The following is a 17389-nucleotide window of genomic DNA, read 5'->3' on the forward strand; positions in this document are numbered from 1 at the left end:
TCGGACTGTTCAATTGCAATTGTCAACGGTCAAATGCCAACTGTCAGGCCGCAAACCGGCGCAACTGTGCCTGTGCGACCTGACAGCCCGGCTTTATATTGGAAGCCATTCTCTTTGCGCCACGCGCGCCTCCCCGCCCATGCTCAAGATCCTTGGAAAGGCCTCCTCCATCAACGTCCGCAAGGTGCTCTGGTGCTGCGACGAACTCGGCTTGCCGTTCGTGCGCGAGGACTGGGGCTCGGGCTACCGCCCCACCGATACGGCGGAATTCCTCGCGCTGAATCCGAACGCGATGGTGCCGGTGCTCGACGACGAGGGCTTTGTGCTTTGGGAGTCGAACACCATCATCCGCTACCTGGCGTCGCGCTATGGCGATGGCGCCATCTACCCGGCTGCCGCGCAGCAGCGCGCGCGGGTGGACCAATGGATGGACTGGCAGGCGACGGAGCTGAACAACGCGTGGCGCTACGCGTTCATGGCGCTGGTCAGGCAATCGCCTTTGCACCGGGACGAGCGGGAGATCGCGGCTTCCATTGCCAGCTGGTCACGGCATATCGGCATCCTCGAGCGTCAACTCGCGGTGTCGGGCGGCTATGTCGCGGGCGAGCGCTTCACGCTCGCCGATATTCCGATCGGCTTGTCGGTAAACCGGTGGTACGCCACGCCGTTGCCGCATCCGGACTATCCGGCGGTGGCGGAATACTTCGAGCGGCTTGGCGAGCGGGAAGGGTTTGCGCGCCATGGGTGCAACGGCATTGCCTGAGTGAAGAAACGGGGCGCAACACGCACCCCGTTTCTTGCCGGTCGCAGCGAGGCTTAGAACGTCGTGCGCACGCCCAGCTTGACGCTGCGCCCTGCCAGCGGCGCGAGGTCGCGCAGGATCGAGGTGGCGCTGCGGGCGTCCTGGTTGGTCAGGTTGTCGCCGCGCAGGTAGACCAGCGTCTGGGTGCCCGCCATCTTGAACTTGTACGTGATGGACACGCCAAGCAAGGTGTACGCATCGGTGGGCGTGTCATTGGATGGCACGCGCGTCTGGCGGGCGGCGTAGGTCACGTCCGCGCGTGCCCCCCACGGGCCGGCGCCGTACACCACCGCGCCACCCAGGCGCAACGGGGACAGGCGCGGCAGCGGCTGGCCGGTGTTGCGGTTCTCGCCGCGCACGTAGTCCGCGCGGGCCTCCAGGTCCACCGTGTCGCTGCTGGTCAGCAGCTTCTGCCACACACGTGTCTTGCCTTCGGCCTCGAAGCCGTACAGCGTGGCGGGCACGCCCATGTATTGCATCACGGGCAATGCGCCGGCGCTGCCGGGCGTGACGGAATCGCCCTCCGCGTCGCGCGCGGTGCCCGTGTTGGTGAGCGCCAGGTAGTTCGCGAAGCGGCTGTAATAGCCCGACAGGCCGGCGCTGTGCGGGCCCGACTTGAAGCGCACGCCCAGGTCCAGCGAGGTTGCGCGTTCCTTGTTGGCGTTGGGGTCGCCTTGCTCCCACGAGCCGGTAGCCACGTGGGGGCCATTGGCGTACAGCTCGTAGAAGGTCGGGGCGCGCTCCGTGTAGGCCAGGTTGCTGGTCAGCGACCAGGCCGGCGCCAGCTTGTAGAGCAGGCCGGCCGAGGCGCTGCCGGCGTTGAAGCTGCGGCTGGCGTCGGAGAAGCGGTCGTTGCCGTTGGCCTGCGCCTTCACGCTGGTGTGGTCCATGCGCCCGCCCAGGTTGAGCTTGAGGTCGCCGCTAGCGGTCAGCGGCATTTCCTCGAAGATGAACAGGGCCGCGTTGTCGGTGTCGGTGCTCGGCACGAAGGCTTCCTCGCCAAGCGCCGAGAAGCGGGTCGAGCCGAACTGGGTGCCGATCACACCCGTCATGTTGCCGATGCGCGCGTGCTTGGCCTCGAAGCGTGCGTCCCAGCCGTTGTTCTTGAAGATGGTGCCGGTCTGCCCGGAGTCGACCTCCTTGTGTTCGTAGTCGGTGTAGCTGAACTTGCCCTTGACCGATTCGATGAAGCCACCGGTATTGCCGGCCAGGTTGCGCGCCTCGCCTTCGAGCGCGAAGCGTTGCTGGCGCATCTGCAGCCGCACGGTGTCTTCGGCGGGGGTGCCGTATTCGTTGTGGTACTCGCTGTAGTTGGCGCCGACGAAGCCGTCGGCCCAGGTGTAAGCGCCACCCAGCGAGCCGCCCGACTGCTGCGCGTTGCTGTTGGGCAGGCGGCCGTAGGCCTCGTTTTCGCCTTCCGGCAGCGGCTGGCTGTTGCGCAGGCTGGCGCTGCGCGCGTAGCCGGGGATGCGCAGGTCGCTGGTCTTGCGGGCGAAGGCGTCGGCATGGATGGCGATCTGGCCATTGCCGGCCTCGAGCAGGCCGCTGGCGTTGCGCGCGCTGTCGCCGCCGGCGGTGGCGCTGGCGTCCACCGCGCCGCCGATGCCCTGGATCGGCTCCTTCGGGATGCGGTTGTCGATCACGTTGACCACGCCGCCGATGGCGTTGCCGCCGTACATCAGCGCGGCCGGGCCGCGCACCACTTCAATGCGCTCGGCCACCAGCGGATCAACTGGCACGGCGTGGTCGTTGGACAGGGTGGAGGCGTCGACGGTGGTGCCGCCGTTCTGCAGCACCTTGATGCGGTCGCCGTCCAGGCCTCGGATGATCGGGCGGCTGGCGTTCGGGCCGAAGTAGCTTGAGGACACGCCCGGCAGCTTGTCCAGGGTGTCGCCCAGCGTGCTGCCCTGGCGCACGGCAAGGGCATCGCCGCTGAGGGTGGAGACTGGCGCCACCAGGTCGGTGAGCTCGCTGCCCAGCGGGTTAGCTGTGATGACCACCTCGCGCAGCGTGGCCGGGGCGGCGGCGGGCGCAGCCGGCGCCGTCGACGCAGCCGGGGCGCTTTGCGCGAACACGCCCGTGGAAACGGAGGCGGAGGCGATCAGGGCCGCCACGGCGGCGAGCGGCGTGCGCCGCAGGATATGGGTTTGTTGGAGGCGGAAAGACATGGCTCGCATTGTTCTTGGATGCTTTCGAGTGCGTGGCGCCAGCGTCCGGATGCCGGCCGCACGCCGTGCCGCGCAAAATGCGCGGGACGGCGGCGGGCAGCAAGGTTCAGGAGCGCGGCGCGATGCGGCAGGCGGCGGGCGGCGGCTTGGCAGCCGCGGCCCGGGTTTCAGGCGAGAGCGTGAACGGCCGGAGGGGCGCGCGAGCGGAAAGGCTGGGGATGTTGCAGGTCGGGCCGGCGCCAGCCCACGCTGAACGGCACCGGCGACTGCAGGTGCGTGAGCGCCGGCATGACCGGCGTGCCGCAATGGCTGGCGGCCACCGTGGCGCCGTCGAACAAGACGCAGAAGTGCCCCGCCAGCTTGAGCGAGAGCGGCAGGCCGGGATCGGCCCGGGCGCTATCGGTGACATGGATCTCGTTGTCGTCGGCGCCGGTAACAGGCAGGGCAGCCTCGCGGTTGCTGGCGGCGGCCTGCAGCGCCGGGCTGAACAGCCCGCCGTGATGAATGCGGTGCGTCAGCCCGGCATGCTGGGCCAGCAGCAGGCACAGCGCCAGCCAGAGCGCCGGCCATAGGCCGAGGCCGCGCTCGCGCCAGCGCTGCAGGCGCTGCCAGGGCCGAACGGCGTCAGTGGCCATGCCCGCCGTGATTGTGGCCGTGATCGTGGCCGTGGTCATCGCAACCGCAGTCGTCGCCATGCTCGTGGCCGTCATCGTCCAGGCCGTCGTCCCAGCTCGGGAACGGGTCGGCGTACTGCGCCCAGGCATCCGGGCCGGCAGCCATTTCCGCGTCGGTCAGCAGGCAGGCGTCCAGCAGCGCTTCGAGCGCGGGGCGGTCAAGGTCCTGGCCGATCAGCACCAGTTCCTGGCGCCGGTCGCCGAAGGGCGCGGGTTTGCCATCCACGGTCATATCGGCTTCGAGCTCGGCGCGGCCTGCTTCGTCGTCCGGCCATTCGGACGAATCCAGCGCGGCCCACCAGGCGCCAGCACCGCCGTGGCGGCACACGCCGCCTGCCTGGCCCCAGGTGCCGGCTGCGTGCATGCGCGTGGCCAGCCAGAAGAAGCCCTTGGAGCGCAGCACATTGCCATGCTCGCGCAGCCATTCGGTGTGGATCAGGTCGGCGAAGCGCTGCGGATGGAAGGGGCGGCGGCGGCGGTAGACGAAGCTGCCGATGCCGTAGGCTTCGCTCTCCGGTACGTGTTCGCCGCGCAGTTCCGCCAGCCAGCCCGGGGCGGCGGCGGCGGCGTCGAAGTCGAAGCGGCCGGTGTCGAGGATGCTGTCCAGCGGTACCTTGCCGAAGCTGGCCGGCACGATGGCCGCGCGCGGGTTGAGCGAATGCAGGATGCCGGCGAGGCGCTCGCGCTCGGCCTCGCTGACGAGGTCGAGCTTGTTGAGCACGATCACGTCGCAGAATTCGACCTGCTCGATCAGCAGGTCGACCACCGTGCGGTCGTCGTCCTCGTCGCGCGCCTGGCCACGGTCCTGGAGGAAGTCGGCTTCGTTGAAGTCTTGCAGGAAGTGCGCGGCATCGACTACCGTCACCATGGTATCCAGGCGGGCAACGGTGTCCAGTGCCACGCCTTGCTCATCCTCGAAGGTGAAGGTCTCCGCGATGGGCAGCGGCTCGGCGACCCCGGTCGACTCGACTAGCAGGTAATCGAAGCGGCCCTCGCGTGCCAGCTTGCCGATCTCGGTCAGCAGGTCCTCGCGCAGCGTGCAGCAGATGCAGCCATTGGTCAGCTCGATCAGGCGCTCGCCAGCCTGCGCCAGCATGCCGTCGCCAAGCAGGCGGGCGTCGATGTTGACGTCGGCCAGGTCGTTGACGATCACTGCCACCCGCTTGCCTTCGCGGTTGGCCAGAACATGATTGAGCAGGGTTGTCTTGCCGGCACCGAGGAATCCGGACAGCACGGTGACGGGCAGGCGATCGGCCATGGCATCGAGTCGCGCCGGGGTTGGGGCGCGTGTTATTGCAACAAAGTTGCGACTGTATCAGAAAGCAAGGGGGAAAGCAGGCAATTCGGGGAGCGCGATGGCCGCACGAATCCCGCCGTTCCTAATGATAGGCCCGTGCCTGTGACACCACAAAGGCGAATGATGAATGGCAGGCGATGCCTGCAGGTGTCGTGCCGCTCAAACAAAACGGCCCGGAGAACCGGGCCGTCTGGCGCGCGGGGCGACAGCCCCGGGCAGTCGCCGAATCAGTCGCCGAACAGCTTCTGGCGCAGTTCGCGGCGTTGCTGGGCTTCCAGCGACAGCGTGGCGGTGGGCCGGGCCAGCAGGCGCGGCACGCCGATCGGCTCGCCGGTTTCCTCGCACCAGCCGTAGTCGCCGGACTCGATGCGGGCCAGCGATTGCTCGACTTTCTTGAGCAGCTTGCGCTCGCGGTCGCGCGTGCGCAGTTCCAGCGCGTGCTCTTCTTCGATGGTGGCGCGGTCGGCGGGATCCGGCACGATGACCGTTTCGCGCAGGTGCTCGGTGGTCTGGTCGGCGTTTTTCAGGATATCGTCGCGCAGCTGCTCAAGGCGATGTTTGAAGAAGCCGAGCTGCGCTTCGTTCATGTAATCCTTGTCGCCCATCTTCAGGATTTCAGCTTCAGTCAGAAGTTTATTGCTGCTCATGGTTGCTGCTGATTCTCTTGTTGGTGCGACCGGCGGCGTCTTGGTCCGCTCGGGTGCAGTGTCCGGCCGCTTGCGCGGCGCGGAGGTTTCGCTCTGGCTGGCTGCAGACTGGCTGCTGTGCGTGCCTCCCTTGGCCTCGCCCGCACCGGCGTGCGCCGTACTGCCGCGGGGAGCAGGCGCAGCCTCCATGGACTGCGCCTTCAGCGTCTCGGCCGCAGCGCTGCTGCTTTTGCTGCGGCTTTGTTTCGTTTTCGTTGCGGCTACCATGGGACACCTCTCTCTCGCGTCGATCGATGACGGCGCGTGACGGGTGCCCCGAGCGGAGGGCGGTCTCCGCATAAAGCACTGCGACCGCACCTGCCGGCAGCCCGCCTCATGCTGACGACGACCGCCGCCCTGCATTGCGGGCACCATCGCCAAATGACCAAATGGCCAAAAGACTACGTTCCCCGCACTAAATCCAGCCTATTGTACTTGAACAAAAATTTTGGAGATATGGGAGAAAAGCGGGGAGTTTTCCCTGATATCCCAGCCCCCCTCCGACGAGGGGGGGCGGCAGGGCGGGCGGCGCAGCCTGCCGGCTTCAGGCCAGGCAGGTGGCCAGGCCCTTCAGGATGGCGTCCTTGGGCAGGTCCAGGCCAATGAAGACCATCTTGGTGCCGGGGGTTTCTTCGCCCCATTTTGCACCGATATCGCTGCCCATCAGCTGATGCACGCCCTGGAAGACCACTTTCCGGTCCACCGCGTCCATATAGAGTACGCCTTTGTAGCGCAGCAGGTTTTCCCCATAGACCGACAGGATGCCAGACAGGAATTCCTCCAGCTTGGCGTAATTGAAGGGTTTTTCGCTGCGGAAGACGAAGGAGCCGATGCGGTCGGTGTGGTGGTGGTGATGGTGATGGTCGTGCTTGTGATCATGACCGTGATCGTGGTGGTCATGATGGTCATGGCCGCAGTCATCGGCGCAATGGTCGCCATGCGCGTGCTCGTGCGCATGGTCGTGATCGTGCTCTTCGGCCTCGGCACGCAGGAAATCCGGGTCGATTTCCAGCTTTTCGTTCAGATTGAAGCCCCGAAGGTCAAAGATTGTGTCGATCGGCGCCTCGCCGAAATGCGCCGTGCGCACGGGCGCGCGCGGGTTCATGTGCAGCAGGCGGTGGCGCAGGTCGGCGATCTCGCCTTCCGCCACGAGGTCGGCCTTGGTGACGAAGATGGCGTCGGCAAAGCCAACCTGGCGCTGGGCTTCTTCCTGCTTGTCGAGCTGATGGTGGGCGTGCTTGGCATCCACCAGGGTGATCACGGCGTCCAGCAGGTAGCGCTGGGCGATCTCGTCGTCCATGAAGAAGGTCTGGGCCACCGGGCCCGGATTGGCCACGCCCGTGGTTTCGATCACGACGCGGTCGAAATCGATCTCGCCGGCGTCGCGGCGGGTCATCAGTTGCGACAGCGCTGCCACCAGGTCGCCGCGGATGGTGCAGCAGATGCAGCCGTTGCTCATCTGCACGATCTGCTCGCGGCCATCCTGCACCAGGATCTCGTTGTCGATGTTCTCTTCGCCGAACTCGTTTTCGATCACGGCGATCTTCATGCCGTGCTGCTCGCTCAGGATGCGCTTGAGCAGGGTGGTCTTGCCGCTGCCGAGGAAGCCGGTCAGGATCGTGACCGGGATCAGTTTAGACATTGTTTTCTCCGGGAAGGGATGCCGCTTTGGCCTGTCGTGCGCGGGGTAAGTCGGGTTTGGATAACTTGTTCGTTCGTCTAGCGAGCGGGCGGTGACGCCGCTCAGCCATGCTTGCCAGGGGTGCGTGCGCCGCATTCGGCGCAAACGCCGTTCACGGTCAGCTCCACATGCTCCACGGCAAAGCCGCTCGGCACCTTGGGCGCGGCTTGCGCCGGCGCGCTGACGCCGTCCAGGCAGAAAGTGCGGTCACAGCGGTTGCAATGGAAGTGGCTGTGCTGCCGGTGCACCTGTGCGCGCGCGGCCTCATGCTCGACCAGGCTGAAGCGGAAGACCCGGTCGTGGCCGGCCCGCTTCTGGGCCAGCCCTTGCTCGACCAGCCAGTCGAGCACGCGGTACACGGTCACGCGGTCGATCGCTTCGCCATCGGCCGGCATGCGGTCGATCACGGCCTGGTGGGTCAGCGGCTCATGGCTTTCCATCAGGCATGCCAGGATGCCAAGGCGCGGCTGGGTCACACGCGCGCCCAGCTCGCGCAGGCGTTCGTGGGCGGCGTCCAGGATGGCCGGCGCGGGGGGCATGGCGGGTCCAGGCATGGCCTGGGTGGGGGAGGGGCTGCTGCTCATGGGCCGATTTAACCATAGTGCCCCGGGTGATGCAATTCAGTTGCGTCAACTCGGCGCCCTGGCGGCCGTCAGCAGCGTGCGCCCCATCGCGCCCGCGGTTTGCGTCTATCATCGCCAGCAGGCCCCCGAGACCCGAGGAGACACCGCATGCAGAACGACGCCAGCGCCCTGCTGTTCCCCAATTTCGAGCCCTTTCGCCTGCACATCGGCGACGTGGGGATCGCCGGCGTGCGCGGCGGCTCCGGGCCGCCGCTGTTGCTGCTGCATGGCCATCCCCAGAGCCACCTGATCTGGCACAAGGTGGCACCCGCGCTGGCCGACCACTTCACCGTGATCGCCACCGACCTGCGCGGCTATGGGAGCAGCAGCGCGCCGCCGGGCACGGCCGGCTTCGAGACCTACAGCAAGCGCGCGATGGCGCAGGACCAGGTGGCGGTGATGGCGCAGCTGGGTTTCGACCGCTTCGCACTATGCGCCCATGACCGCGGCGCGCGCGTGGCGCACCGGCTGATCGCGGACCATCCCAGCCGGGTCACGCGCGCCATGCTGCTGGACATCGCTCCCACGCTGGCCATGTACGAGCGCACCAGCATGGCATTTGCCGCCGCCTATTGGCACTGGTTCTTCCTGATCCAGCCGGCGCCGTTCCCGGAAACGCTGATCAACGCGGAGCCGGAGTTCTACCTCAACAAGCTGATGGGCCTGCGCCACGCCGGGCTGAGCCCGTTCGCGCCCGAGGCGATGGCCGCCTACACCGCCGCCATGCGCGATCCGGCCCACGTGCACGCCATGTGCGAGGACTACCGCGCGGCAGCCACCATCGACCTGGACCATGACCGGGCGGACCGCACGGATGGCCGCCGGCTGGATTGCCCGCTGCGCGTGCTGTGGGGCGAGCATGGCGTGGTGGCGCGTTGCTTCGAGCCGTTGGCGCTGTGGCAGGAGGTGGCGAGCGACGTCAGCGGCCGCGCGGTGCCCTGCGGGCATTACATCCCGGAGGAGGCGCCCGGGGTGCTGCAGGAGGAAATGCTCGGCTTCTTCTGTTGATCTTTCGTTGGCCTCCCGTGGTTCTCCTGTTGAGCACCGATTCCCGCAGGCTGCGTCGAGTTCGATACATTTAGCGTACCTTTGCGAAGAAATGTCTTAGCGGGTTATTCCGGATATTTGCCACTTTTCGACATTGATAGCATTGCGCTCCGGTCGCGCGGCCCAAGCCGCGGCGGCCATATGCGCTGTGCCCGCGTCATGGTCGGCGCTGCCGCCCGGATCGGGCCGGCAGCGCAGGAATGGCAGCACCCGACAGGGCGCGCCACTCCGGCCGGGGCAGTGTCGGGACGGGAATAGAAGGGTATCCAGGAGATAGCATGAAACGAGTTGCACAGTTTGTGGCTGCCGCGCTGACGGTCGGCGTAATGGGAGTGCATGCGGGCGCGCAGGCAGAGGAATTCCCTGGCAGCAAGCCGGTATCGGTGGTGGTGCCTTTTGCCGCGGGCGGCCCTACCGACAAGGTCTCGCGCGAGCTGGTCATGATCATGTCCAAGCACCTGGGTACCACGATGGTGATCGAGAACCTGGGCGGCGCCGGCGGCACCATCGGCGCCAAGAAGGTCGCGCAGGCCAAGGGAGACGGCTACACCATCCTGATCCACCATATCGGCATGTCCACCGCGCCGGCGCTGTACCGCAACCTCGGCTTCGATCCGCTCAAGGACTTCGAAACCGTGGGCGAGATCGCCGACGTGCCGATGGTGATGATTGGCAACAAGAACCTGCCGCCCGCCAACTTCAAGGAATTGCTGCCCTATATCAAAGCCAATGCCAGCAAGCTGTCGCTGGCCAACGCGGGCATCGGCTCGGCCTCGCACCTGTGCGGCCTGCTCTTCCTGAGCGCGATCCAGACCGACCTGACCACGGTGCCCTACAAGGGCACGGCGCCGGCGCTGACCGATATCCTGGGCGGCCAGGTCAACCTGATGTGCGACCAGACCACCAATATCGCTGGCCAGCTCAAGGCGGGGGCGCTCAAGCCGTACGCCGCCATGCAGAGCCGCCGCGTGGAAGCCTTCAAGGACATCCCGACGGCCGCCGAGCAAGGCCTGCCGGGCGTCGAAGTGAAGATCTGGCACGCCATGTACGCGCCCAAGGGCACGCCCAAGCCGGTGGTGGACAAGCTCTCGGCAGCGCTGCAAAAGGCGGTCACGGACCCCAACTTCCGCGCCAAGATGGCGGAGCTGGGCGCCGAAGCCGTGCCCGCGCAGCGCGCCACGCCGGAATCGCTGAAGGTCTTCCTGGCCGGGGAAATCGGCAAGTGGAGCCCGGTGATCAAGAAGGCCGGCGTCTACGCAGACTGACCGGACGCCATATCCGGCTCCTCCGCTGGCACCCGCCCGCGGACGGTAAAAAGGCCACGCGCAATGCGTGGCCTTTTGTCTTCCAGCGGCGTTGGCCGCGCGCGGCCAACGCCGCCTCGTCTATATTGTTCTGGTTGCCTTCGGTGCGGCAACGGATGCGCACGGAGGGCCGCTTGCGGCGGCCCTTGAATTCACCGCAGCCGTCGCCACCTACCTCCCTGACACATTCTCGCGAAGCCATCATGGAACAGTATCACGGCACTACCATCGTCAGCGTCCGGCGCGGCAACCAGGTTGCAGTTGGCGGTGACGGCCAGGTCACACTTGGCAATATTGTGATGAAGGGCACTGCCCGCAAGGTCCGCCGCATCTACAACGGCAAGGTACTGGTTGGCTTCGCCGGCAGCACCGCCGATGCCTTCTCGCTGCTCGACCGCTTCGAGGCCAAGCTGGAGAAGTACCAGGGCAACCTGACCCGCGCCGCCGTCGACCTCGCCAAGGACTGGCGCTCGGACCGCGCGCTGCGCCGGCTCGAGGCCATGCTGATCACCGCCGACCGCGACACCACGCTGGTGATCACCGGCAACGGCGATGTGCTCGACCCCGAAGGCGGCGTGGCCGCGATTGGCTCGGGCGGCGCCTACGCCCAGTCGGCCGCCAAGGCGCTGGTGGAGAACACCGAGCTTTCGCCCAAGGACATCGTCGAGAAGTCGCTGGGCATTGCCGGCGAGCTCTGCATCTACACCAACACCAATTTCGTCATCGAGACGCTGGAATGAGCGTCGGCCGGCTGCGCAATGACCTGACGCACGGCCGCCTGGGCCCGGATGCCTTACCGCTCCGGTCCGTCGTCTTCCTCTGAACGGATACCATGTCGCATACCATGACCCCGTCGGAAATTGTTTCCGAACTCGACAAGCACATCATCGGCCAGAACAAGGCCAAGAAGGCGGTAGCGGTTGCGCTGCGCAATCGCTGGCGCCGCCAGCAGGTGGAAGAGCCCCTGCGCCAGGAAATCACGCCCAAGAACATTCTGATGATCGGGCCGACCGGCGTCGGCAAGACCGAGATCGCGCGTCGCCTGGCCAAGCTGGCCGATGCGCCGTTCATCAAGATCGAGGCCACCAAGTTCACCGAGGTGGGCTATGTCGGCCGCGACGTGGACACCATCGTGCGCGACCTCGCGGAGATGGCGGTCAAGCAGGCGCGCGAATCCGAAATGAAGAAGGTGCGCGCCAAGGCCGAGGAAGCCGCCGAGGACCGCCTGCTCGACGTGCTGCTGCCGCCGCCGCGCGATATCGGCTTCAATCAGCCCGAGGAAAAGGATTCCAACACGCGCCAGGTGTTTCGCAAGAAGCTGCGCGAAGGCCAGCTCGACGACAAGGAGATCGAGCTTGAGGTTGCCGCCGGCTCGCCGAACATGGACATCATGGGTCCCCCGGGCATGGAAGACATGACCGAGCAGATCCGCACCATGTTTGCCGGCCTGGGCCAGGGCAAGAAGGCGCGCCGCAAGATGAAGGTGCACGAAGCCTTCAAGCTGCTGATCGACGAAGAAGCCGCCAAGCTGCTCAATGACGAAGAGGTCAAGCACAAGGCGGTCGGCAACGTCGAGCAGAACGGCATCGTGTTCCTGGACGAGATCGACAAGATCGCCAGCCGCAGCGACGTGGGCGGCGCCGAAGTGTCGCGCCAGGGCGTGCAGCGCGACCTGCTGCCGCTGGTCGAGGGCACCACGGTGAACACCAAGTACGGCATGATCAAGACCGATCACATCCTGTTCATTGCCTCGGGCGCCTTCCACCTGTCCAAGCCGAGCGACCTGATCCCCGAGCTGCAAGGGCGCTTCCCGATCCGCGTCGAGCTGGAATCACTGTCGGTCTCCGACTTCGAAGCCATCCTGACGCAGACCGACGCCAGCCTGACCAAGCAATACCAGGCGCTGTTGAACACCGAGCAGGTGCAGCTGGTGTTCGCGCCGGATGGCATCCGCCGCCTGGCAGAGATCGCTTTCTCGGTCAACGAGAAGGTCGAGAACATCGGCGCGCGCCGCTTGTACACGGTGATGGAGCGGCTGCTGGAGGACCTGTCCTTCCATGCCACCAAGTCATCGGGCGAGACGGTCACCATCGACGCGGCCTATGTGGATGAGCGCCTGGGCGACCTGGCCGGCAACGAGGACCTGTCGCGCTACGTGCTGTAAGCCTTAGCCCGGTTCAGCGGCATCCAGACGATCCAGACGGCAAAGGGCGCACTTCGGTGCGCCCTTTGCCCTTTTGCCGTCTGGCAATGCGCCCGCTCAGTGCGCGTGCGCATGCCCCGCCGGCATCGGCGCGGTCAGCTCCAGCTCTGCCGCCGGCGTCTTCAGCTCGCGCAGGCTCTGGCCATCCGCGGGGATCTGCGTCCATTCGGTACGGCCGTCCTCGCATTCCTGCACCACCGGGAAATACAGCTTGCCGGCCTGCTCGGGCAGCTTCATCAGCATCACGAACTCATCGAAGTGCGCGTCGGCCAGCGAGCCGGCAAACCAGCGCAGCGTGCGCACATCCTCGCTCACGGTCTTGCCGTGCGAGGCATAAGGCTTGGCCAGCGGCGCGCGTTTCACTTCCAGTTGCCAGCCTGCCTTGGGCTGCGGATGGGCGCCTTGCACGCCTTCCGGGATGGTCACGGTGATGGCGCGGGTGGCGCTGCCGTTGCAGCCATGGCCCACCATCAGCGCGCCTTTGAAGTAGCTGCCTGCCGCCGCGGCCTTTTGCTCGAACACGATGTGCGCGAACGCGGCGGGCGTCCAGCTTGCGCCAAGCGAGGCCAGCGCGATGGTCACTGCGGGCAGCAGGCGGGATGCGGTCATGTGGATTCTCCTGGGAAGCGCGTCAGTCTAGCGCCGCAGGCATCGTGTGTCCCGGAAATCATGTCGGATTTGTCTTACGCGGCTTTCGGAGTGCCACGCCTGATTTTCGGAGGCGCCCATGCGTACTCTGTACATACGGAGTGGGCAAACGCGGATCGCACTTGGCAAAGGCCAAGAGCGAGATCGCCCTCCCACAATATCCGCCACTGAAAAAGGAGCACGACATGATGAAGAAATGGCTGAGCGCAGCAGTGTGTTCGATGATGTTTGCCGGCCCTGCCGCCTTCACGCTGGCGCATGGCGCACCCGCAGGTTCCAAAGCGGACTACGACGCGGCCGTGAAGACCGCCAGCGCCAACTACAAGGCCGCGCGCGCCCAGTGCGACAGCCTCAAGGACAACGCCAAGGACGTGTGCGTGAAGGAAGCCAAGCGCGACGAGGACGTGGCCAAGGCTAACGCCGAAGCGACCCGCGATGGCACGGCCAAGGCGCGCGCCAAGGCGGACAAGGTCAAGGCCGATGCCGACTACAGCGTGGCCAAGGAAAAATGCGAGGACGTAAAGGGCAATGACAAGGCCGTGTGCGTGAAGGAAGCCAAGGTTGCCCACGAGCGGGCCCTGGGTTCGGCCAAGGTCGAGAAGGCTGCCGCCACCGGCACCAGCACCGACGTAGCCGAAGCGCGCGCCGACGCCAAGAAGGACACCGTGGACGCCGCCTACAAGGCAGACAAGCAAAAGTGCGATGCACTGTCCGGCGATGCCAAGGACAAGTGCGTGGCTGACGTGAAGACCAAGTACGCCAAGTAACTGGCCAGCACGCCAAGTCGGCATGTCACCCATCCACGATAGAGGAAGCAACCATGAATTGGGATCAGATCGCAGGCAAATGGGACCAGGCCAAGGGCAAGGTCAAGGAAAAGTGGGGCCAGCTCACCGACGACGACCTTACCCAGATCCAGGGCAAGCGCGACCAGCTTGCCGGCCGGATCCAGGAGCGCTATGGCTACACCAAGGAGCGTGTCGAAGAGGAGTTGAAGGCGTGGGAGCGTGATTCACGCTGGTAAGAGACGCTACCAAGAGACGTTGGTAAGAGACGCGGATAAGACACGCTGGTAAAGAGAAGCGTAAGACAGGTAAGCATTCGTAAGCACGCTGGTGCGTGTTGCGATGCAATGCCAAAGTGGCGGCCGGCACGATCGAAGGATCGTAGCCGGCCGATTTGCACCCGCATTTTCAACCACCAACCTGGCAGGAGAAACGAAATGAAACGCGAGCTACTGTCCTCGTTCGGCGTACTGTGCGGCCTTGCCGCGGCAACTGTCTTTCTCTGCGTGCGCCCGGAGGCCGCGCCCGTACTTCGCCAGGCGAGCGCGCCGGTGGTGGCGAAGCGCGCCGTGTTGGCCAGCACCGCACCGAGGGCCGCGGTGGAACTGGCCGTGCAAGCCGGCGATCTCGGCTCGCGCGCCGACCGCCATGCCAGCGACGCGCTGCGCATTGCCGAGCAAGCCCCTGGGCGGGAAGAAGACCTGGACTGGGACTACGTGCAGCTGCGCCTCTGAGCTAGCGCGATACCGGCCGCTTGCCCAGTTTGCGCTGCAGCGTGCGCCGGTGCATATTGAGCGCGCGCGCGGTGGCCGAGATATTGCCCTCATGCTCGGACAGGACGCGCTGGATGTGTTCCCACTCCAGCCGGGCCACCGATAGCGGCACCGGCTCTTCCATGGCGGCTTCGGCCGCGTCTTCCGATATGCCGGCCATCAGCGCGGTCAGGATCGAATCCACATTGGCCGGCTTGGCCAGATACTCATCGGCACCATGCTTGACCGCGGCCACCGCGGTGGCAATGCTCGCATAGCCCGTCAGCACCAGGATGCGCGCATCGGGCAACGCCGCGCGCAGCGGCGCGACCAGCTGCAGGCCAGATTCGGCTGGCGCGGTGTTGCCGGCTTCCGGCGGCGCGCTCAGGTGCAGGTCCAGCGTGATGTAGGCAAAGGGCGTTTGCGCGGCTAGCGCGAGCGCCTGCTGCCGGTTGTGGGCGATCTGCACGGCATAGCCGCGGCGCGTCAGCGCACGCGCCAGCGCGCCGGCGAACACGGCATCGTCGTCGACGACCAGGAAGGGAGCGGCATCGCTGGCGCCGGGCTGTGCGCCAGCGGCGGCGGGATCGTGGAGGGCGTCAGTCATCGCGGGCTCGTTGTCAGGGGTGAGGCAAACGGTGTGGCGGCCGGTAAGGCTGCCAGGGAGGGCGCGGGCAGGCGCAGCTCGGCCACGGTGCCGCCCTCATGGTGGTCATGCCAGGCCAGCCGGCCGCCCATCTGCAGGGCCGCGCTTTGCGCCAGGTACACGCCGATGCCCTGGCCGCCATGCATGCTGGTCATCGGTGCTTCGCCCAGGCGCGCGCGCTGGGATTTTGGGATGCCCAGGCCGCGGTCGGTGACGCGGAAGATCAGCGTCGGCAGCGCGCGATCGTCCTCCAGCGCGATGGCCAGGCGCAGCGGTATCTGCTCGTGCCCCGCGGCCAGCTGGCTGCGCGCGGCGTTGTCCAGCAGGATTGTCAGGATCTGCCCCACGCGCGCGGCCTCCACCGGCAGGGCCGCGGCGTCGCCAATGGCATTGGCTTCCAGGCGGGCATGGGGGTGGCGCAATTGCCAGCGCTCCACATAGCCGTCCAGCCACGCATCGATGCGCTGCGCCGCCGCGGTCTCGTGGTCGTCGCGCAGGCGGGCCAGGATCGATTTGCACAGCTCGAGCTGTTGTTCCATGGTTTGCAGGTCCGGCAGGTAGGCGGACACTTGCGTGGTGGCCAGGCGCGGGTCCGCCGCATCGGCGCGCAGCTCGCCGGCGATGACCGCCAGCGTGGCCAGCGGCGTGCCGATCTCGTGGGCGACCGCCGCGGCCTGGTCGTTCAGCGCTTCGATGCGCGCGTCGCGCAGCAACTGTTCGCGCGCCAGGTTGAGCTCCGCGTCGCGCTGGCGCAGCACGCCGGACAGGCGCGCCACGAAGACCGCGATCATGGTGGCGCTGGCGACAAAATTGAGCCACATGCCGGCCAGGTGATAGTTGATGGCGTTGTCCGGGTTGTGCAGGTTCAGCGGCACATACTCGATCAGCATCAGGCTGTAGCAGGCCATCGCGTAGGCGGCGAGCGCGATCACGTTGCGCCACGGCAGGATGGCGGCGGCGATCGCCAGGCCCGGCAGGTAGAACGAGACAAAAGGATTGGTCGCGCCGCCGGTGAAGAACAGGTTGGCCGACAGCGCCGTCAGGTCGACCATCAGCTGGCCCATCAGCTCGGCGTCGCTCGGCATGGCGCCGCGGCTGGTGTGCATGCGCAGACGCAGGCCGGTGAGCAGGTTGAACACCGCTTGCAGCGAAAGGATCGCCAGCAGGGGGCTGTACGGCAGGATCACGCCGGCCACGGCCTCGCACGAGACCAGCAGCACCGCTTGCCCGCCCATCAGCGCCCAGCGCAGCCAGAACAGGCGGCGCAGGCTCATCAGGTTGTGGCGGACCGGGATGATGCTCGTGGCAGAGCCGGGGCGGGAGGGGGCCGTGTCTGGCGGCACGGCTGCGATGGTATCCATGCCGCGAGTTTAACAACGACCGGCGCCCGGCCTGCCGCGTGCGACACCGTGCCGCATTGGTTGGTGCCGGGGCCGCTGCCAGACTGAACGGTTCGCTGCCGGACCGCCAACCGGCCGGTTCCTCGATTTGCGCCGCCTGGCTCACGTCGCCAGGGGTGTCATGGTCTAATGTTCTCTTTGTGCAGTCCTTTGAATCTCAGTGGAGATAGTCCAGATGCAAGCCAGATTCCTCGCCGCGGTGCCCACCGCCCTGCTCGCCGCGCTGTGCTCGACCGCGGCTTTCGCCCAGGTCGATGTCAGCAACGCCTGGGCGCGCGGCACCGTGCCGGCGCAGACCGCCACCGGCGTCTTCATGACCCTGCACGCGCACGAGCCCGCCAAGCTGATCGGCGTCAGTACGCCGGCGGCCGCCACGGCCGAAGTGCATGAGATGAAGATGGATGGCAACGTGATGCGCATGCGCGCCATCGGCGCGCTCGACCTGCCCCGCATGCAGGACGTCGAGCTCAAGCCGGGCGGCTATCACGTGATGCTGATGGGCCTCAAGGCGCCGCTGAAGAAGGGTGACACCGTGCCGCTGACGCTCAAGATCGAGCAGGGCGGCAAGGTGACCGAGCAGAAGGTGGACGCCGAAGTGCGCGACCTCACCGCAACGGCGCCGGCCGCCGGCGCGCACGGTGACCACAAGCACTGAAGCACTGAAGCCGTACAG

Annotated in this window: 18 protein-coding genes; 9 read left to right on the plus strand and 9 right to left on the minus strand. The window is 66.6% G+C overall.

From position 1 onward, the window contains the following. Nucleotides 1–139: 139 nt before the first annotated feature. Nucleotides 140–763: a glutathione S-transferase family protein gene (locus ACX12D_RS01180; protein ID WP_459372616.1), complete on the plus strand. Its 624-nt coding sequence runs from the start codon at nucleotides 140–142 to the stop codon at nucleotides 761–763. Between the two features lie 53 nt (nucleotides 764–816). On the opposite strand, the gene ACX12D_RS01185 is transcribed toward ACX12D_RS01180, so the two are convergent. The 6 genes from ACX12D_RS01185 to ACX12D_RS01210 form a co-directional block, all read right to left on the minus strand. Then, nucleotides 817–2970 carry a TonB-dependent receptor gene (locus ACX12D_RS01185; protein WP_459372617.1) on the minus strand — a complete coding sequence of 718 codons (2154 nt, stop codon included), beginning with the start codon at nucleotides 2968–2970 and terminating at the stop codon, nucleotides 817–819. Between the two features lie 167 nt (nucleotides 2971–3137). Then, a complete protein-coding gene (locus tag ACX12D_RS01190; RefSeq protein WP_441640879.1) occupies nucleotides 3138–3605 on the minus strand; it encodes a hypothetical protein in 468 nt (155 codons plus the stop codon). Continuing rightward, on the minus strand, nucleotides 3595–4902 hold the full coding sequence (gene zigA / locus ACX12D_RS01195) for a zinc metallochaperone GTPase ZigA (protein WP_441640878.1): 1308 nt from the start codon (nucleotides 4900–4902) through the stop codon (nucleotides 3595–3597). Before zigA ends, ACX12D_RS01190 begins: the two co-directional genes overlap by 11 nt. 266 nt (nucleotides 4903–5168) lie before the next feature. Then, a complete protein-coding gene (gene dksA, locus ACX12D_RS01200) occupies nucleotides 5169–5855 on the minus strand; it encodes an RNA polymerase-binding protein DksA (RefSeq protein WP_441640895.1) in 687 nt (228 codons plus the stop codon). 316 nt (nucleotides 5856–6171) lie between these two features. Further along, nucleotides 6172–7269 (minus strand): CobW family GTP-binding protein, encoded by a 1098-nt coding sequence (locus tag ACX12D_RS01205; RefSeq protein WP_441640877.1) that lies wholly within the window; start codon nucleotides 7267–7269, stop codon nucleotides 6172–6174. 101 nt (nucleotides 7270–7370) lie between these two features. Then, a complete protein-coding gene (locus ACX12D_RS01210) occupies nucleotides 7371–7892 on the minus strand; it encodes a Fur family transcriptional regulator (RefSeq protein ID WP_441640876.1) in 522 nt (173 codons plus the stop codon). Nucleotides 7893–8039: 147 nt separating this feature from the next. On the opposite strand from ACX12D_RS01210, the gene ACX12D_RS01215 reads away from it, so the two are divergent. The 4 genes from ACX12D_RS01215 (at nucleotide 8040) to hslU (ending at nucleotide 12446) form a co-directional block, all read left to right on the plus strand. Continuing rightward, entirely contained in the window at nucleotides 8040–8939 is a 900-nt protein-coding gene (locus tag ACX12D_RS01215) for an alpha/beta fold hydrolase (RefSeq protein ID WP_441640875.1), read from the plus strand. Between the two features lie 317 nt (nucleotides 8940–9256). After that, complete coding sequence (locus ACX12D_RS01220; protein ID WP_459372619.1) at nucleotides 9257–10243, plus strand: tripartite tricarboxylate transporter substrate-binding protein; 987 nt, start codon at nucleotides 9257–9259, stop codon at nucleotides 10241–10243. A 242-nt stretch (nucleotides 10244–10485) separates the two neighbouring features. Then, on the plus strand, nucleotides 10486–11022 hold the full coding sequence (gene hslV, locus ACX12D_RS01225) for an ATP-dependent protease subunit HslV (RefSeq protein ID WP_006162714.1): 537 nt from the start codon (nucleotides 10486–10488) through the stop codon (nucleotides 11020–11022). 92 nt (nucleotides 11023–11114) lie between these two features. Further along, nucleotides 11115–12446 (plus strand): ATP-dependent protease ATPase subunit HslU, encoded by a 1332-nt coding sequence (hslU, locus tag ACX12D_RS01230; protein ID WP_441640873.1) that lies wholly within the window; start codon nucleotides 11115–11117, stop codon nucleotides 12444–12446. Between the two features lie 96 nt (nucleotides 12447–12542). Here hslU and ACX12D_RS01235 read toward each other — a convergent pair whose 3' ends face one another. Further along, nucleotides 12543–13094, minus strand: coding sequence for a YcnI family copper-binding membrane protein (locus tag ACX12D_RS01235; RefSeq protein ID WP_441640872.1), 552 nt, complete (start codon nucleotides 13092–13094; stop codon nucleotides 12543–12545). Nucleotides 13095–13318: 224 nt separating this feature from the next. Between ACX12D_RS01235 and ACX12D_RS01240 the strand changes: the two genes are divergently transcribed. The 3 genes from ACX12D_RS01240 (at nucleotide 13319) to ACX12D_RS01250 (ending at nucleotide 14652) form a co-directional block, all read left to right on the plus strand. Next, a complete protein-coding gene (locus tag ACX12D_RS01240; protein ID WP_441640871.1) occupies nucleotides 13319–13900 on the plus strand; it encodes a hypothetical protein in 582 nt (193 codons plus the stop codon). A gap of 53 nt (nucleotides 13901–13953) precedes the next feature. Next, on the plus strand, nucleotides 13954–14157 hold the full coding sequence (locus tag ACX12D_RS01245) for a CsbD family protein (protein ID WP_183032171.1): 204 nt from the start codon (nucleotides 13954–13956) through the stop codon (nucleotides 14155–14157). A 198-nt stretch (nucleotides 14158–14355) separates the two neighbouring features. Continuing rightward, complete coding sequence (locus tag ACX12D_RS01250; RefSeq protein WP_441640870.1) at nucleotides 14356–14652, plus strand: hypothetical protein; 297 nt, start codon at nucleotides 14356–14358, stop codon at nucleotides 14650–14652. A 1-nt stretch (nucleotide 14653) separates the two neighbouring features. Here the strand turns inward: ACX12D_RS01250 and ACX12D_RS01255 are convergent, their stop codons facing one another. Together ACX12D_RS01255 and ACX12D_RS01260 are read right to left on the minus strand one after the other, a co-directional pair. Next, a complete protein-coding gene (locus ACX12D_RS01255) occupies nucleotides 14654–15277 on the minus strand; it encodes a response regulator transcription factor (RefSeq protein WP_441640869.1) in 624 nt (207 codons plus the stop codon). After that, nucleotides 15274–16677 (minus strand): ATP-binding protein, encoded by a 1404-nt coding sequence (locus tag ACX12D_RS01260; protein ID WP_459372620.1) that lies wholly within the window; start codon nucleotides 16675–16677, stop codon nucleotides 15274–15276. The genes ACX12D_RS01255 and ACX12D_RS01260 overlap by 4 nt, the downstream gene beginning before the upstream one ends. Before the next feature lie 214 nt (nucleotides 16678–16891). On the opposite strand from ACX12D_RS01260, the gene ACX12D_RS01265 reads away from it, so the two are divergent. Beyond that, nucleotides 16892–17371 carry a copper chaperone PCu(A)C gene (locus ACX12D_RS01265; RefSeq protein WP_441640867.1) on the plus strand — a complete coding sequence of 160 codons (480 nt, stop codon included), beginning with the start codon at nucleotides 16892–16894 and terminating at the stop codon, nucleotides 17369–17371. Nucleotides 17372–17389 lie beyond the last annotated feature (18 nt).

The organism is Cupriavidus sp. PET2-C1, from assembly GCF_054515855.1.

Bases quoted from the DNA above. Each gene is read 5' to 3' on its own strand.
- ACX12D_RS01215 (WP_441640875.1), top strand. From the start codon at position 8,040: ATGCAGAACGACGCCAGCGCCCTGCTGTTCCCCAATTTCGAGCCCTTT.
- hslU (WP_441640873.1), top strand. From the start codon at position 11,115: ATGTCGCATACCATGACCCCGTCGGAAATTGTTTCCGAACTCGACAAG.
- ACX12D_RS01235 (WP_441640872.1), bottom strand. From the start codon at position 13,094: ATGACCGCATCCCGCCTGCTGCCCGCAGTGACCATCGCGCTGGCCTCG.
- ACX12D_RS01255 (WP_441640869.1), bottom strand. From the start codon at position 15,277: ATGACTGACGCCCTCCACGATCCCGCCGCCGCTGGCGCACAGCCCGGC.
- hslV (WP_006162714.1), top strand. From the start codon at position 10,486: ATGGAACAGTATCACGGCACTACCATCGTCAGCGTCCGGCGCGGCAAC.
- ACX12D_RS01245 (WP_183032171.1), top strand. From the start codon at position 13,954: ATGAATTGGGATCAGATCGCAGGCAAATGGGACCAGGCCAAGGGCAAG.
- ACX12D_RS01250 (WP_441640870.1), top strand. From the start codon at position 14,356: ATGAAACGCGAGCTACTGTCCTCGTTCGGCGTACTGTGCGGCCTTGCC.
- ACX12D_RS01240 (WP_441640871.1), top strand. From the start codon at position 13,319: ATGATGAAGAAATGGCTGAGCGCAGCAGTGTGTTCGATGATGTTTGCC.
- ACX12D_RS01220 (WP_459372619.1), top strand. From the start codon at position 9,257: ATGAAACGAGTTGCACAGTTTGTGGCTGCCGCGCTGACGGTCGGCGTA.
- ACX12D_RS01180 (WP_459372616.1), top strand. From the start codon at position 140: ATGCTCAAGATCCTTGGAAAGGCCTCCTCCATCAACGTCCGCAAGGTG.
- dksA (WP_441640895.1), bottom strand. From the start codon at position 5,855: ATGGTAGCCGCAACGAAAACGAAACAAAGCCGCAGCAAAAGCAGCAGC.
- ACX12D_RS01260 (WP_459372620.1), bottom strand. From the start codon at position 16,677: ATGGATACCATCGCAGCCGTGCCGCCAGACACGGCCCCCTCCCGCCCC.
- ACX12D_RS01265 (WP_441640867.1), top strand. From the start codon at position 16,892: ATGCAAGCCAGATTCCTCGCCGCGGTGCCCACCGCCCTGCTCGCCGCG.
- ACX12D_RS01190 (WP_441640879.1), bottom strand. From the start codon at position 3,605: ATGGCCACTGACGCCGTTCGGCCCTGGCAGCGCCTGCAGCGCTGGCGC.
- ACX12D_RS01210 (WP_441640876.1), bottom strand. From the start codon at position 7,892: ATGAGCAGCAGCCCCTCCCCCACCCAGGCCATGCCTGGACCCGCCATG.
- zigA (WP_441640878.1), bottom strand. From the start codon at position 4,902: ATGGCCGATCGCCTGCCCGTCACCGTGCTGTCCGGATTCCTCGGTGCC.
- ACX12D_RS01205 (WP_441640877.1), bottom strand. From the start codon at position 7,269: ATGTCTAAACTGATCCCGGTCACGATCCTGACCGGCTTCCTCGGCAGC.
- ACX12D_RS01185 (WP_459372617.1), bottom strand. From the start codon at position 2,970: ATGTCTTTCCGCCTCCAACAAACCCATATCCTGCGGCGCACGCCGCTC.